The organism is Treponema sp. UBA3813 (assembly GCA_002368605.1).
Classification (GTDB): domain Bacteria; phylum Spirochaetota; class Spirochaetia; order Treponematales; family Treponemataceae; genus Treponema_D.
In genome coordinates this window covers 50,519-65,569 of the sequence record DFEB01000008.1, presented here as the reverse complement: position 1 = coordinate 65,569, position 15,051 = coordinate 50,519, and the positions used below count along the sequence as shown (strand labels likewise).

The following is a 15,051-nucleotide window of genomic DNA, read 5'->3' as shown; positions in this document are numbered from 1 at the left end:
CGAGCAGGAACAATATCCGAAATTCGCAGGCTCTCAAACTGCTCATCAAAAAAATCGCAGAGACCGTAAAGGACGAAGTTTCCTATTCCAAACTGCACAACATTCTGAAAACGGTCGGCGTGGGAATCAGCAAGGATGCGGTCATTGACTACATCGGCTACGCAAAAGATTCGTACCTGATTTTTCCCGTGCGGAATTATTTTTCAAAGTTCGTCGAAAAAGAAACCACACCCAAATACTATTTTACCGACAACGGGCTTCTGAACCTCTTTTTGCTCGACAAAGAAACTCGGCTTCTTGAAAATCTTGTCGCGCTCACCCTGCACAATCGCTTTGATGAAGTCTATTTCTTACGTTCAAAGCAGTTTGACGTGGATTTTTTCGTTCCCCAGACAGGAACTGCCTATCAGGTGGCGTGGTCGCTCAAAAACATCACCGACACGCGCGAAACCGACTCGCTCATATGCGCCGCACAGTCCGTGGAAGAAGCAAAGCATCTCACCGTCATCACGTATGAGGAAGAGGACGACCTTGTGGTAGACGGGTGCACAATAAACGTCGTGCCGCTGTGGAAATGGGTGCTGGAGATGTGAACAGGGGGGAAATGTGTACTTAATTCTCCCTCGCATCATCAGACCATTTCTTCACCAGCGTCATTCAGCGTTATTTCTCCGAGTGCGAGCAGGTCATTGATGACACCAAGGATTTTGTCCTGTGCGGCAATGCAGTCTTTTTTCGGCATTGCACCCATACATTCCATATCGTCGTTCAGCATTTTTACCGCTCGTTCTGAGAGATTTCTGCATATTTTTTCTTTTGTTGTATCGTTTGCACATTTTAAGGCAAGCGCAAAATCGTGTGCGTCTACTGCGCGGAGTATTTTTTGAACGGCACGGTCGCTCAATCTGACCATATCGTCAAATGTAAGGAGCGATGAAAGTGCCGCTTGGAGCGCAATAGGCAGATTCTCTTTTTTTGCGGCGTTTTTGATTTTTGAAATGTCCTCGCTTCCAAAATGAACAAAAACCTCACGCGGAACGGAGCGTTTTATGCAATAATTGAAAAAATTCCGCACCATTTCGGGCATTTTCTCCGCGAAATGTTCTTTTATGCTGTTTATCGCAAAATTTCTGTAGAATTGTTCAGGCTCTTTCTTCCAATCAAAATCATCGTCAATATCCGCTACGGCTTCTTCAAAAAACAAATCGGAGCGCATGAATTTTTTGATAGGATTCTCAGTTTCGCCTTCATGGTCTGGAGAATTTCCGACAAGCTCCTTGCCTTTTTCTTCCATAATTTTAAACATCTGCTTTTGCAAGAAGACGGTGCTTCGGATTGCTTCTTCAAACAATTTCTCGAAGGTAGTCATTACGGAATTTTTGACTTCATCATAAGCCTTTTTTACATCTTCGCTCGTGACAATCGGCTCATTATCAGAAAAAGAATCGGCATCGTACAAGCCCAATCCGCCGTCTTCTGCAAGCATCTTTGCGCGTTCTTCTATCGGATTTGAAACTGCGGAAGTTTCGTCATCGGTAATTCGCCGTGCCAAATCAAACGCTTCAAGCCATTTTGCGGCAGAAAGCAAGCGCGTTCTTGACTCGTTGAGTTCTTCCTGTATTTTTGGGATAAAGTTGTCTAACGGGAAAGTTTTCTGATTATGCATGATTCTGTCACCTTTGTTCATTACTTTGGAAAATACGCTCTTTTTTTGCTGGCATATTCTTTTTCTGCAATCTTTACATTCTTTAAAAATTCAGATTTGTCAGTTTTCGGAATATAATAAAAATCTTTCTCGCCCGCTTTATATAATTCCAAATAGCCCGATTTCGGGAAAATAAAGCCAGTGGATTTAAGCGATTCTTTCAAAACATTGTCCGTACTGTGCTTGACTTCGATAGTTTTTGTGTTTTCTTTAAAATTATGCTGACATTCAGCCAAAATCTTCTTGTTCTGAGAATCAATAAAACTGTAGTAGTTGCTCCATGTCTTGCTTTTCTCGTTGAAAATCACATACTTATTTTCTTTGTTCACCTGCACCACATCGGGAATAATCACCCAAGTAAGGACAGGCTGATTTTCCTTGAGTTTGTAGACTTGAAGCCATGTGACATTCTTTGTCTTGGAAACACGCTGCATTTTCAGCACATCATCGGTACGGATTTTACCGATTTCTTTTCCTGAAGGCTCTTGCTCTTTTGCCGCATATTCCAGAAGAGCAATTTTTGTCGTAATATAGCCGTCAATTTTTATTTTCGCGTTGTAAAATTTCTGTCCTCCAAAAAGCACACCACAAAGAAGCAAAACGTAAAAACCTACGCCACATATTCTTTTTGAAAGCGATGATTTTTTTGAAAACATCCATTTCCATGTAACGGGAAAAACAAAAAAGATTTTACCAAGGAATTTGAACAGCATTCCGATAAGGTGAAACGGCCATAAGAAAAAAGCGCTTACCAGTTCGGGAGATATATTTATGACCGTTGTTGAGCCACCGTTGGAACTATTTTTCATTTTTTCCAACTGCTCTTTCATTTCTTTGTCGCTTTTTTCCAGCCGCTCTTTCATTTCTTTGTCGCTTTTTTCTAACCGCTCTTTCATTTCTTTGTCGGCTTTGATGCGCTTTTCTACCATGTCCTTGTAGTCATGAGCTTCACCGAGGCTTGAAAAAAAACGACAAGGATGGCCATTAAGCGGCTTTGACGACGAAATATAGCCATCCGTCTCGTCTACATAGTATCCGGACATTCTCGCTTCCTTTATTAATCAACTTTTTTTTCGCCAGAAAGTACATTCAGAGAGATTGTTATGAATATTCATTGAATATCCTTTTCCAATCTGCTCAACTTTTGTTTTTTCAAGTCCGCGTATAACATTAGAAATATTTCCGTGAAATTGATTTGTGTTGGTGCCCGTGTTCGCATGATTCCGCAGATAGTCATCGCTATATTTTTCAATGCACATTCTAGAAACAGTATGCGCGTCAAAAATATACCCGTTCGGTATTCCATCAATGATTTCCTCGACAATTTCTTTTAATTCCATTTGTGTACACTCCTTATCTATTTATTTTTTCCGTATATTCTTTTCTAACGGCTTCTTCATATTCATAATCACGAACTTTAATAAGACATTCTTGAAAAGATTCCATTAGATGGTAAAGCGTCATATCATTATCTGCGTACCCACTTAGATTTTGGTACATTTTTATATTTTCTGTTGCCCCGAGAATGTTGTCAAACGCAACCGTTATAAGGAAAAAACCTCGTTTGTGTCTGCTACTGCTCCAGCAGAAAATTGTATATTTATGTAGTTCAGAAAGTCTTTCTTTTGAAATCCCTGCAAAATCTTCTTTTTTCTCTATTTGGTCATCAGTAAGATTATATGCTTCTTTCATATTGGAAAGTTCTTTATCTATGTTTTCTTGCACGGCATCCTGTATGACTATGCGTGGCCACGGCTCTGAATCTTCGTCTTTCAGATATAGTATTTTCTGTGCAGAAACAGCGAATACAGAAACGAAAACAAAAAAGAAAATGGCGGTGAATTTACGCATATCTCATTCTCCAATATGCTAAAACACAATAATTGACATCAAGGGGGTAAAGCCTGTATTATTTAACTGTCGAATTCAAACAGTACAGACAAATGTGTTACCAGCACATTTCCCTCTTGTGCCAAATATTGTTAATTGAGAGTTTTCCTATATCCCAATTAACGATATCTTACCACAGAATGGGGCTGTCTGTCAAGGTTGGATAAGGAAACCTATGCAGACCCAAATTTCTCAAAAGGAAATCGTCGCGCTTTTTGACGACGGTTTCTTAAAAATGTACACCAGTTTTCCGTCGTTTTGTACTGATGCCGAGTATGCAAAACTCAAAAATCTCTGCCTGGACGCGGCGAGCGACACAGAATTGCTTTCTCACATTGTTTTTTGCAATGATGTGTTCAAAATCCCGCCCGTCAAGACTTTTTTGGAAGTGCACAAGGAAGATTTGGTAAAAATCACGGGCGATGAAAACGCCTTTCTTTCGGATTTTCAGAAGCGGGCAATCGGCGCGTTCTGGGGATTTGTGTTCAAGGGAATCTTGGGCTACAAGTCCTCAAAGAATGTCACCGTGTCGCTGAACAAGATGTTTCGCGTGTCTACGGCGAGTTATTTTATAAAGTAGGATAGTCTTATAATCCACAGATAGGCACCGATTTTCACAGATTTTTTATTTCTCTGTATAATCTGTGTTAGTCTGTGGATAGTTTATCTGCCTTCAGAATCATCGCTCTTTCCCAGTCTAGCAACTCGTGCTCTTCAGCTGAGTTTTTGCCTTTTACATCGCAGAGAACCCGGAATACAGGCTCGGTGCCGCTTCCCCGCATCCAAATGTACGCAAGGGGAGCTTTATTTTTGTCGGAAAAGAGGATTTTAAGGCCGCCCTTTCCGTTTTTTGAATAATCAGTAAGATTCCGGCTTTCTTCCGTGCCGTTGGTGCCGATTGCCTCATAGCTTTCGATTCCGTATTTTGAGGAAAGCTCTGATTTTTTTGCCTGCCACTCCTCTTCAAAGATTTTCTGGAATCTGCCTTTGAGAAGGGAATGATCGCTCGTCTTAATTTTGAGGATTGCCCTTTCTTCAGCCACGCCTGTAGTCGTATAGGTCGGAAGGGTTTCGATTATATCGGCAAGGGTAAAATCATTTTTATATGGAAGATTTTGCGCATCGCACCAAATGTGGAAAAGGCCCTTTACATTTTTGTCGCCTTCATTTGAATCCCTGAGAACAAGAAGCTTGACCAGGGCGAAAATAGTGTTTAGGGGGTCGCGCACTGCCGCAGGATGAGTGATGTTTCCGCCGTTACTTCCTTCGCCCAAGATCCGCACTGTGTAGCCCTCGCTCCGCTTTTTACGGGCAAGGTTCACCACATTGGCTTCGCCCACCTCAGCGCGGAAGATTTTTGCCCCGAAGGAAGAGCCGATTTCGTCAATCCGCATGGAAGTGGGACAATTCGCCGCCACAGCAAGATTTTCTTTTTTGCCCCCGGAAAGATTTTCAAGATAGCGCATGTAAGAAAGCTCAGAGAGGACAGAAAGGGCAAAGACTTCCTGAGCCTTGAGCACTTCCGCCTTAGCCGTTTTTTCGTTCCAGAAGACTATGTTTCCCCGGTCGCCGTCACAGTCAGGCATGTAGCCCAGCTTGACTTCGGATTTTCCTTCTTTTTGAAGCCGCTCCATCTCACCAGCGCACCAGACTAAGTTTTCAGGCTCAGGAATGATTGCGTGTACGATTTTACCCGGCTCATCGTTGAGGCCGTAATAAGAGATGCCGCAAGATTTAAAAACCTGGGTGTCGATTGAAAGAGTGCGGGCAGAGCCGTTCATGTCGGCCACGATTCCCAGAGGATTTGAGGCAAGGCTTTCCTTGATTTTTGAAAAAAGCTTTTCCTGCTCGATTTCATCACCGCTTGCAGAAATGACTTCTTTTGAGAAAGCAAGATAGGCTGATTTTGACTCGACCTTTGCCTTCTGGCTCTGGGCGATGATTTCGTTCACTTCGTTTCGGGCTTCCTGGGCGCTCCCTGCGTTTTTGAAAGATTTTTTTTCGCCTAAAATCGCCTTGATTCGCTGGATTTCTGAATCAGAAGAAAGCTTTTCGTTTAAGGCCTTGACCAGTTTGGCGTTTTCACTGCCGTTTAAGACTCCGCCGTCATCAAGGCCGAATTTGATTCCGTTGTGGCCTATGGGATTGTGGCTGGCAGAAATATAGATGAAGCCGCTGGCCTTTTTCCCGTAAGCCATGATTTCAGGAGCGGCGATGATTCCCGGATATTTTACATGGATTTTTTTTGCAGCAAGAACTTTGAGCATGGCTTCGGCGATTGCGCTTCCCGTGGGGCGGGTATCGCGGCCAAGAATGATGAGGGGAGAAGAAGATTTTTCGCACAAATAGTCTGCGAAAATTTCCGCCGAAATTCCTGCGATAATTGCATCGTCTTCGCTAATCTGTGCCTTGCTGTCGTTTTCATCTCCAGAAAGCGCGAAAACCTTTCGCCAACCTGAAGCCGATGTAATCATCTTGTGTTCCATAATCAAAATATTTTAACACGGAAAATATGATAATTCAACGGAATTTTTATCGAACATCAGCTGTGTAAATAATCTGCTTTTCTTTGCCAAGAATATCTGCCACAATGACCATTATTTGAGTTTTGCCCTTTGGAAGCGTTATCTCGCCAAGAAATTGCCGTTCCTTGTCTGGGTACATGGCATTTACATCGTAATTTTTTTTGCCGATGACAGTAATCTTGCCATTTTTTTCGCTCAGTGTGTCATAGCTCAGGGATTCTGCAATAACTCCGTTGACATAAACTGTCGTCTTGTAAGGCATTGCAACTTCTTGTTTTTCACGATAGAGCTGGTAAACTCCAGAAGGCATTGTTTTTACCGTTCCCAAATCGTATATTGTGCCTTTTTTGTTTACTGCGACGACATTTTTTATGGTTAGGGCGAGTTCTTTCCCGATTCTGGGCATAAGAATTCTCGGGTTTACGTATGTTTTGTTTTTTGTGTCCAGAACCTGAAATTCAAGGCAACCTTCACCTTCCTGCCAGCTTGATGTGCCTGTTGTGCCGAAGCTTGTTCCTTTTGAGACTCTTCTTAATCCTAAAAGATTTGGAAGATTTTCTGAGTCGAGGTTTGCGTATACTGTGATTAAATCATCTTTATGCTCAAGAATAACGGCATTGCCCAGTGTGCTTTCAAAAAGTTCGTCCTCATCGTGCTCTGAAATCACGGCAAGAACCTGACCATCGTCTGAAGCTTTTACTTCTTCACTTTCTGAAAATATGAGGGATGTTCCGATTGTGCCTCCTCGAACTTGAGCAAAATACGAGTAAAATGAATCGGAGAGGATTTCATTCTGTGGCCAGTCGAAGGCAAAAAGAGATAATGTTGAGATTGTCAAAAGTGCGCTAAATCCAAAAATAATTTTTTTCATGTGTTGAATCCTTATCGATGAATGATGTCGATGCGTGAAAGTTTGCCATCCCGCCCTATGAAAAGTGAATTATCGCGCACTGCAATGCATGCACTGTCTGCCTCGAAAGAAAATGCTCCCTGGAAAGCATCGAAGGACTCAATCGTAGAGACTGTATAAGTCCGACCTTCCTTGCTCAATATGAAAATCTCGTTTTCGCTGCCAGATTCCAAAATTGAGAGGATTCTTCCCTTGATTGGGATTTCTGTATTTTTATAATTGCGGCAATCGACGATTCCAATTCCTTTGGCACTGTTGTAGAAGACTTTTTTTTCGTCTTTGCTGAATTTGATGAGAACCTGTCTGGTAAGCTCTGTGTCCATAGATTTATAAAATGCGATTAGTGTGTGTGCGCCGTGGCTTGCGTCTGTTCGTTTTGAAATCACGAATCTTTGTCCGCCTTGTCCTGAAAGTGTAGCAATATATTCTGAGCTTTCTGAAATCGCCGCTCCGAGAATTACTTCGTGATTGCTTCCGCCAGGTTCATAGTTATGGGTGATGTTGCCTTTGTTGTCAAAACCAAGCACCTTTCCGTTTGCGAATCCTGCGACAATTCCCGTGGAAGATGATGAGAAAGCTGTAATTGGAGAAAAGCCTTCGTAAGTCCATTCGACCGATCCGTCTTCGTTAAGTTTTGAGAAAGAGGAGCCTCCTGGTAAAAAAATGAATTTTCTGTCTTCAGTGAAGTAGGGAAATCCTGTTACGCTGATTTTGCCGATTTGATTCCCTGAGGGAGATGTAATCTGCATTTCTGTGGAAGCTGTTCCGTAAAGCGAATAGGAATCGTGAGAGATTGTTGCCTTGTAAGGAAATGTCAGGTAGTTGAGGATTTTGCCTTCTGGAGTAAAATAACCGAGAGTTTGACCAAGCTTGAATGAGACGGCATTGTTGAAGTCCTCCGTCTTTGGGTCTTCGGCTTCGCCTTTTGTGTAGCTTTCTAAATCTATCGTCCAGACAGGAAGAAATTGTATTTCTGATGAAAGTGGACGAAACGCAATGATGATGTATAGAATTGCCAAAAAAATGAAAATTGGCATAATAATTTTTACCTTTTTGTTCATAGTGTGCTATTATAGTAGATAATAGATTCTTGTGAAAGACAGAAAAGGGGGCACACTATGGAAAAAAATCAAGTATCCGAAAAAGATCTGCTTAATTTGTTTGAGCGGGCCATCCAGGCTTCAAAGGCTTCTTATTCGCCATATTCTAAATTTCCGGTAGGAGCCGCGATATTAACCAGTGACGGGCGTATTTTTACAGGCTGTAATGTGGAGAACCGTTCCTACGGCCTTACTAATTGTGCCGAACGGACGGCGGTGTTTACCGCAGTTGCAGAGGGTGCTAAGCGCATTCGTGCCGTAGCAATTGCTGCTCCAAAGGCGGATTATCCTGTTGGTCCTTGCGGAGCCTGCAGGCAGGTTCTTTCCGAATTCGGGGATGAGAGTGTTCCTGTCATTTTCGGCTCAAAAATCGAGAATGTAAAAAAGGCTACTCTTGGAGAATTGTATCCTTTTGACAGCCTGCATGAGCTTGCCGATTAGTTCGGAATAATCCTTGTAAAGTCGGAATTGTTCAAAAAATCTGACTTCTTCCCATGATTACACCTTTTTATTGCATGACTTGACAAAATACCGCAAAGTATGCAAAATAAATCAGATAATTTCAATAAAAAACATAAAACTAAAAGAGGTGTCATCGTGGGAGACGATATTCTTACAATCGAAGAGGTTGCGAAATACCTTAGAGTTTCAGAGAGAACGGTTTATGATTGGGCGCAGAAAGGCGAAATCCCTGCCGGAAAGATTGGTACGGTCTGGCGTTTTAAAAAATCAGAAATCGAAAAATGGGTGAACGAGCGTCTTTCTTCAACCCAAAAGCCCGCCGAGTCAAAACATGTTGTTGCTGTAAAGAATATTCTTTCTCCTGACAGAATTGTGTTCATCGACCATTCTACAAAACATGATGCTATCGTTGAGCTTGCTCAGAATCTTGCGACCGCACCTCAGATTAAAAATGAAAAAGAACTTGTTGATGAAATCTTGAAGCGCGAGGAGCTTATGTCTACGGCTATTGGTCGCGGCATTGCTATTCCTCATGTGCGTCTTTCTTCCGTAACAGATTTGGTTATGAGTGTCGGTATCTGCAAGCATGAGCTTCTTGATTTCCAGACAATTGATGACAGTCCTGTTCGTCTTTTGATTATGATTGCGGCGGCATACAATCAGCACTCATATTATTTACAGACTCTTAGTTTCTTCAGCTCGAAACTCAAGGATAAGGAAGTTCGTGATTCTTTGCTCTCTTGCAAGGATTCAATGGAAGCTTACAAAATCCTTACAAGTGAATAAGTTCTTTTGGATTAAGTGCTTTCTAAAGGAGAAGAAATCCTTCTTTAAGCGATGACTTCTCCTTTTTTTTTTGCTATAATCTCATCCATGAAAAAAATTTTCTTTTGTGCTCTTGCAGCTTTTTCTTTTTTCTTATTTTCTTGTGGTAAATCAAATCAGCTTCATGCGGTAAGTGAGAACGCGCTCTTTAATCTGTCATACGGTAATTTTGAGGACGAACTGAACCTTTTTAATCTTGCAAAACCCGGTAATATCAGGACATTCATAACCATGCGCGACGGATTTTTCTACATCGCAAACGGTGAGGCTCATAAAATTCTTGAGCTTAATTCCTACGGCGATTTGCTTTCTCTCTATTTTAATGATGAGGTCTTAAAAGATGTCGCTTTTGCAGGAAAAGATTCTCTGAATTCTACCAAAAAAGCTGTTGCCTATCCTTTTAACACGCTTGGTCCTGTCGCCGTAGACGCCCGTAAATATCTCTATGCGGTGGATACTCTCCCTATTGAGCGGCAGGAGAGGGATGAAAATGCCCGTCTTTTGCTTTCTTCCGTTGTTCTCCGGTTTGATGCTACTGGAAAATTCATTGATTATCTCGGACAGCAAGGACCGGGTGGAACGCCATTTCCTTATGTAAAGAATATTTACACGACTCAGGAAAATGAGCTTGTCGTCGTATGTACCACAAATGACGGATTAACTGCCTATTGGTTCAGCACCAAGGGATTTTTGCTTTATACGATTCCTGTGACACAGAACACTGTGCCCAAAGTTCAGCGGGAAGACAGTAGTGAGGCACCTTCTTATATTTCTATTGAGAATATCGTTCCTGATTCCCGTGAGCATAAGTTGTATGTAAAAGTTGACTATTACATGACTTCTCTCGACTCTTCCCTTAAAGTTCAGTCTGGAATCGATTATTACACCACGCTTTTGTGCCCGCTCAATGTGGATACTGGTCGTTATGACGAGCCTCTTGAAATTCCGTCTTACGAATATTCTGTAACGGAAAATCTCACCAAAGAAATTTACAATCTCCCCTTTGACTTTTTGGGCGTTACCGAAAACGGCTGGTTCTTCTTTATTGTACCCAGTGACGAGGGCTTTGTCGTACAGATGGTTCAACCTGACGGTCAGCGAATCGTAAAAAGATCCCTTGCCGTCGATCATTCTAAGATTTTGTATTACACGCTTTCTCTGAGCGGAAACGGCATTATCTCTGCTCTTTTTGTAAAGAATGAGAATGCAGAGGCAGTCTGGTGGCGCACTGATTCGCTCTTGGCTTCTTTCATTAATCAGTAAGGAGCTTTCATGGATTTTTCTAAAATCGAAGAGACTAAAAGTGAAGATGAGTTCAATCATCCCGATGAGCAGATGGTTTTTCATTACAGCCGCGAGGAAAGACTCAGGCATGCTCCGGAAATCGTTCAGGATTATTATTCCGGAAAGTTTCATCCCTATAAGGGCGGGCTTTTAAAATCTCTCGTGAACACAAGGGCGAACCGGCTTCTTTTTGTTACGATTGTCTTTGCCTTTGGAATCATTTATTTCGTGAATTTTTTTGGTCCCCAGAAAAGTGCCGGCTCTCTTGCGGGAGTTGATGTCCACCTTTCGGCATTTTCCTATGAAGATTCGATTTATGCCAGCGTAAAGCTCAGTGAAGCCTCCGGGAAAAAAAAGCCTGACTTTGAGGAAGGTCTTCCAGTAACGGCGACTATTACAGCCTATGATAAGGATAATTCGGTTCTTGGGGAGAAAAAGGTTCTTGGAAAATACGATGGAAATGAGCTCTTCTTGCGGACAACATTTGGTGATTATGATATAATAAAAGTGAGTGCGGTCTGTAATATGCTTGATTCCTACGCGAGTCTGGAATCTCAAGTTGAAAAGCGTTAGCCGCACAAGTGAGGGAATATGCTTCAGTTTTATTTTTTGTCAATTTTGTTGAATATCGTTGCGGGACTTGTTTTTATTTATGCTGGCAAGGGTAATGGTGAGGAAACTTCTCTCGTCCTTTCTGATTCCGATGATTTTAATCCCGAAACAGATGATTTGAATTTTGATGCCGAAGCGTCTTCTTCAGAAAAAAAATCTTCCAAAAAAGAAAATCTCAAAAATCTAGCGATTCCTTTCCTCGGCGACAAAACTTTGCAGCTCGTTGTCGGAATCCTTTCTGCCCTCACAGGTCTCATGAAGCTTCTCTCGCCAATTCAGTACGATGTTGCTGTTGTCGGTGATTTGATTCCTGCTCTCGCTGGACTGGCTGCTGGTGCCGTTCTTTTGCTTGACTGGTATCAGGAAAGAAGCGAAGTGGAGCTTTCCCTGCCGGAGACGATTCAGAATATCTACACTGGCGGCCGCAAATATCTTGGCATTTTCTGTATTATTGCGGCAGTCCTTCATTTTATATTTCCGCTCGTCCTTTTCTTGTAAACGATGTCCAAAAATCAAATCGACATGACCACGGGGGCGATTTTTCCGAAACTGGTAAAATTCGCCATTCCCCTCATTTTGAGTTCTATCCTACAACTTCTCTTTAATGCGGCGGATATTATCGTTGTGGGGCGCTATGCAGGTGATAATTCTCTGGCTGCGGTCGGTTCTACATCTTCACTGGTAAATCTTCTGGTTAATTTTTTTATCGGTCTTGGCGTTGGCTGTAATGTCGTGGCGGCGAATTTTCTTGGTGCTGGCAAAAAGAAAGAACTGAACCGCACTGTGCACACGACCATGGTTCTGAGTTTGATTGGCGGCCTGGTGCTCACTCTTGTGGGAGTGCTTTTTTCACGGCAGATTCTCGTTCTCATGGCTTCTCCTGAAGATGTTCTTCCCCTTTCGACTCTTTACCTCAAGGTCTTTTTTGGTGGAATTACAGCCACGGTGGTTTACAATTTCGGGGCGGCTCTTTTGCGGGCTAAGGGCGACACTAAGCGGCCTCTCTACATTCTTTTAATCGCGGGTCTTATAAATGTCATTCTGAACTTGATTTTTGTTATTTTCTTTAAGATGGATGTTGCGGGCGTTGCCTTTGCCACGGTTTTAAGTCAGTTTTTTTCTGCGATTTGCGTGATTTATATTCTCTGCCACGAGGATGAGGAATTCCGCCTTGATTTTAAGAAATTACGCATTGACCGGGAAATTCTTCCCAGAATCGTAAAAATCGGTCTTCCGGCTGGCTTCCAGGGAATGCTTTTCAGCTTTTCCAACATGATTATCCAGTCCAGCGTCAATTCTTTCGGGGCTGTTATGGTGGCGGGAAATTCTGCGGCTCAGAGTATTGAAGGCTTTATCTACATTTCCATGAACAGTTTTGCTCAAGGAACGCTCACTTTTGCGGGGCAGAATATGGGCGCTCATAAATTCGAGAGAATCAAGCGTTTGATCGTAATTGCCGAACTTGTGGTGATTGTGGTGGGGCTTGTCCTTGGTCTTACGGCTCTTTTCTTCGGACCAAGTCTTTTGGGATTTTATTCTTCCAGTGAAGATGTTCTTGAGGCGGGAATGCTTCGTTTGAGCGTCATTTTGCTCACTTATTTTACATGCGGCATGATGGACTGCATGGCAAGCGCAATCCGCGGGGTAGGGCATTCTGTTATGCCCATGATTGTCACTTTGGTGGGAGCCTGTGGTCTTCGTATGGTCTATATTTTTACATTCTTCCAGATTCCGCGCTTCCACACTTTCCAGAGTATTTTTTATTCTTATCCCATAAGCTGGGTAGTCACATTCATCTTTCTGACCGTAAGTTTCCTATGGATTATGAAAAATATTGAAAAGTAAGACACTGATGCACACAGATAAACGCAGATTTATTTTCTATCTCCGTTTATCTGTTGATAAAAAACTATCTCAGTTTCTTGTAACCGTAAACGGCTGTGTCTCCAAGCTCCTCTTCGATTCGGATAAGCTGGTTGTATTTTGCCATGCGGTCTGTTCGGCTCATGCTTCCTGTCTTAATCTGGCCTGAGTTTGTTGCCACTGCGATGTCGGCGATTGTGGTGTCCTCGGTTTCGCCTGAGCGGTGTGAAGTTACTGTTGTGTAGCCGTGGCGATGAGCCATTTCGATTGCTTCAAGAGTCTCTGTGAGGGAGCCAATCTGGTTTACCTTGATGAGGATTGCGTTTCCTGCTCCCTCTTTGATTCCCTTTTCAAGGAATTTTACGTTTGTTACGAAAAGGTCGTCGCCTACAAGCTGGCAGCGGTCGCCGATTTTTGCGGTGAGCTTTTTCCAGCCTTCCCAGTCATTTTCGTCAAGACCGTCTTCGATTGAGTCAATCGGGTATTTTGTAATCAGCTCTTCAAGGTAGGCAATCTGTTCGTCGTCAGAAAGGCACTTGCCGTTGGGGTCTTTCGGAGTTCCGTTTGAAAGTTCTTTGTAGTTATAGAAGAATTTTCCGTCTTTTTCTACGCTGAACTCAGAAGCGGCGCAGTCCATGGCGATTTTTACGTCTTCGCCGGGTTTGTAGCCTGCGTCTTTGATTGCCTGAACGATTGAGTCCAGCGCGTCGTTGATTCCGTCAAATTTTGGAGCGAATCCGCCCTCGTCGCCTACAGCAGTTGAAAGTCCCCGTTTTTTAAGGAGTTTTGCCAAAGCGTGGAAAACTTCTGCTCCCATGCGGATTGCTTCTTTTTCTGATTTTGCTCCCACAGGACGAATCATGAATTCCTGGAAAGCGATTGGGGCGTCTGAGTGGGCGCCGCCGTTGATGATGTTCATCATGGGAACCGGGAGAACATGGGCGTTTGCTCCGCCGATGTAGCGGTAGAGAGGAATGTTAAGGGCCTTTGCCGCAGCCTGTGCTGTTGCAAGGGAAACTCCGAGGATTGCGTTTGCACCCAATTTTGATTTTGTGGGAGTGCCGTCAAGAGCCAGCATTTTAAGGTCGATTGCACGCTGCTCGAAAACATTGCAGCCTTTGAGGGCAGGGGCGATGATTTTGTTTACGTTTTCAACGGCTTTGAGAACGCCCTTTCCTCCGTAGCGGTTTTTGTCGCCGTCGCGAAGCTCAAGTGCCTCGTTTTCGCCTGTTGAAGCGCCGCTTGGAACTGCAGCCCGGCCAAGAACGCCGTTTTCAAGGATTACATCCACTTCGACGGTAGGATTTCCACGAGAATCGATGATTTCACGACCGATTACATTTTCGATTTTTACTGAATTAAGCATATTGCCTCCATGTGAAAAGAGAAGACTGGCGCGGACTTGTGTGCAAGGAGGATAAGTCCAATAGTCCGCGCCGCCTTCCGAATGACTGATTGTGGCTAATGAGTTATAAGTTAGAAGAATATAACAAAAGTTAGTGTACACTTTTAATTATAGGCTGTCAACATTGATAGGAAATAGTGTGTAGGCTCTTCTTCCATTAAAAGACCATTGAAAAATCTCTTAAAAGACATTATTCTATAGAAAGAAGACTGGAAACGCTTTCTTTAGGAAATGACTGATTGTGGCTAATGAGTTTTTTTCCCTTCTGATTCGTTCTCCATTCAAAATCAATTTTCTCATCTTATTTGTAAGGAGCAATTCATGACTTACACTGCAGAAGTGGAACACATGTGTCCTTTGGCTAAGGGCGCATATCATGGTCCGGCCCCAATCCCTGAAGAGGGCGAGTGGGTTCAGGTTAAAAAAATCGAAGATGTATCTGGCTTCACACACGGTATCGGCTGGTGTGC

Annotated in this window: 16 protein-coding genes; 8 read left to right on the top strand and 8 right to left on the bottom strand. The window is 42.9% G+C overall.

What is annotated here, in order from left to right:
* On the top strand, positions 1–593 hold a 593-nt coding region (locus B2089_RS00960; protein WP_296685436.1), incomplete at its 5' end, for a DUF4143 domain-containing protein.
* A gap of 38 nt (positions 594–631) precedes the next feature.
* On the opposite strand, the gene B2089_RS00955 is transcribed toward B2089_RS00960, so the two are convergent.
* Genes B2089_RS00955 through B2089_RS00940 form a run of 4 tightly spaced genes read right to left on the bottom strand, consistent with a single transcriptional unit; the run spans position 632 to position 3,556 of the window.
* The gene (locus B2089_RS00955) at positions 632–1,687 is read right to left on the bottom strand and encodes a FliG C-terminal domain-containing protein (protein ID WP_296685431.1); all 1,056 of its coding nucleotides are present in this window, start codon (positions 1,685–1,687) and stop codon (positions 632–634) included.
* Positions 1,687–2,748, bottom strand: coding sequence for a hypothetical protein (locus B2089_RS00950; protein ID WP_296685429.1), 1,062 nt, complete (start codon positions 2,746–2,748; stop codon positions 1,687–1,689). Before B2089_RS00950 ends, B2089_RS00955 begins: the two co-directional genes overlap by 1 nt.
* 18 nt (positions 2,749–2,766) lie before the next feature.
* Positions 2,767–3,045: a hypothetical protein gene (locus B2089_RS00945; protein ID WP_296685426.1), complete on the bottom strand. Its 279-nt coding sequence runs from the start codon at positions 3,043–3,045 to the stop codon at positions 2,767–2,769.
* A 13-nt stretch (positions 3,046–3,058) separates the two neighbouring features.
* Entirely contained in the window at positions 3,059–3,556 is a 498-nt protein-coding gene (locus tag B2089_RS00940) for a hypothetical protein (RefSeq protein WP_296685424.1), read from the bottom strand.
* A gap of 214 nt (positions 3,557–3,770) precedes the next feature.
* On the opposite strand from B2089_RS00940, the gene B2089_RS00935 reads away from it, so the two are divergent.
* The gene (locus B2089_RS00935; protein WP_296685421.1) at positions 3,771–4,175 is read left to right on the top strand and encodes a hypothetical protein; all 405 of its coding nucleotides are present in this window, start codon (positions 3,771–3,773) and stop codon (positions 4,173–4,175) included.
* A gap of 67 nt (positions 4,176–4,242) precedes the next feature.
* On the opposite strand, the gene B2089_RS00930 is transcribed toward B2089_RS00935, so the two are convergent.
* From B2089_RS00930 to B2089_RS00920, 3 genes are read right to left on the bottom strand one after another with little or no spacing between them, the layout of a single operon-like run.
* Positions 4,243–6,081, bottom strand: coding sequence for a phosphoglucomutase (locus B2089_RS00930; protein WP_296685420.1), 1,839 nt, complete (start codon positions 6,079–6,081; stop codon positions 4,243–4,245).
* Positions 6,082–6,127: 46 nt separating this feature from the next.
* Entirely contained in the window at positions 6,128–6,991 is an 864-nt protein-coding gene (locus tag B2089_RS00925; protein ID WP_296685417.1) for a M23 family metallopeptidase, read from the bottom strand.
* A gap of 11 nt (positions 6,992–7,002) precedes the next feature.
* Entirely contained in the window at positions 7,003–8,091 is a 1,089-nt protein-coding gene (locus tag B2089_RS00920; RefSeq protein WP_296685412.1) for a hypothetical protein, read from the bottom strand.
* A gap of 57 nt (positions 8,092–8,148) precedes the next feature.
* Here B2089_RS00920 and B2089_RS00915 point away from each other — a divergent pair, with 57 nt between their 5' ends.
* The 6 genes from B2089_RS00915 (at position 8,149) to B2089_RS00890 (ending at position 13,158) form a co-directional block, all read left to right on the top strand.
* A complete protein-coding gene (locus B2089_RS00915; protein ID WP_296685408.1) occupies positions 8,149–8,571 on the top strand; it encodes a cytidine deaminase in 423 nt (140 codons plus the stop codon).
* A gap of 99 nt (positions 8,572–8,670) precedes the next feature.
* On the top strand, positions 8,671–9,378 hold the full coding sequence (locus B2089_RS00910) for a PTS sugar transporter subunit IIA (protein WP_296685406.1): 708 nt from the start codon (positions 8,671–8,673) through the stop codon (positions 9,376–9,378).
* A gap of 87 nt (positions 9,379–9,465) precedes the next feature.
* Entirely contained in the window at positions 9,466–10,680 is a 1,215-nt protein-coding gene (locus B2089_RS00905) for an LIC_12708 family protein (protein WP_296685403.1), read from the top strand.
* 9 nt (positions 10,681–10,689) lie between these two features.
* Complete coding sequence (locus B2089_RS00900; RefSeq protein WP_296685400.1) at positions 10,690–11,274, top strand: hypothetical protein; 585 nt, start codon at positions 10,690–10,692, stop codon at positions 11,272–11,274.
* 18 nt (positions 11,275–11,292) lie between these two features.
* Positions 11,293–11,811 carry a hypothetical protein gene (locus B2089_RS00895; RefSeq protein ID WP_296685394.1) on the top strand — a complete coding sequence of 173 codons (519 nt, stop codon included), beginning with the start codon at positions 11,293–11,295 and terminating at the stop codon, positions 11,809–11,811.
* Positions 11,812–11,814: 3 nt separating this feature from the next.
* Positions 11,815–13,158, top strand: coding sequence for an MATE family efflux transporter (locus B2089_RS00890; protein WP_296685391.1), 1,344 nt, complete (start codon positions 11,815–11,817; stop codon positions 13,156–13,158).
* A 64-nt stretch (positions 13,159–13,222) separates the two neighbouring features.
* Here B2089_RS00890 and eno read toward each other — a convergent pair whose 3' ends face one another.
* Positions 13,223–14,542, bottom strand: a complete 1,320-nt coding sequence (gene eno, locus B2089_RS00885; protein ID WP_296685390.1) for a phosphopyruvate hydratase — start codon at positions 14,540–14,542, stop codon at positions 13,223–13,225.
* Positions 14,543–15,051: the final 509 nt, after the last annotated feature.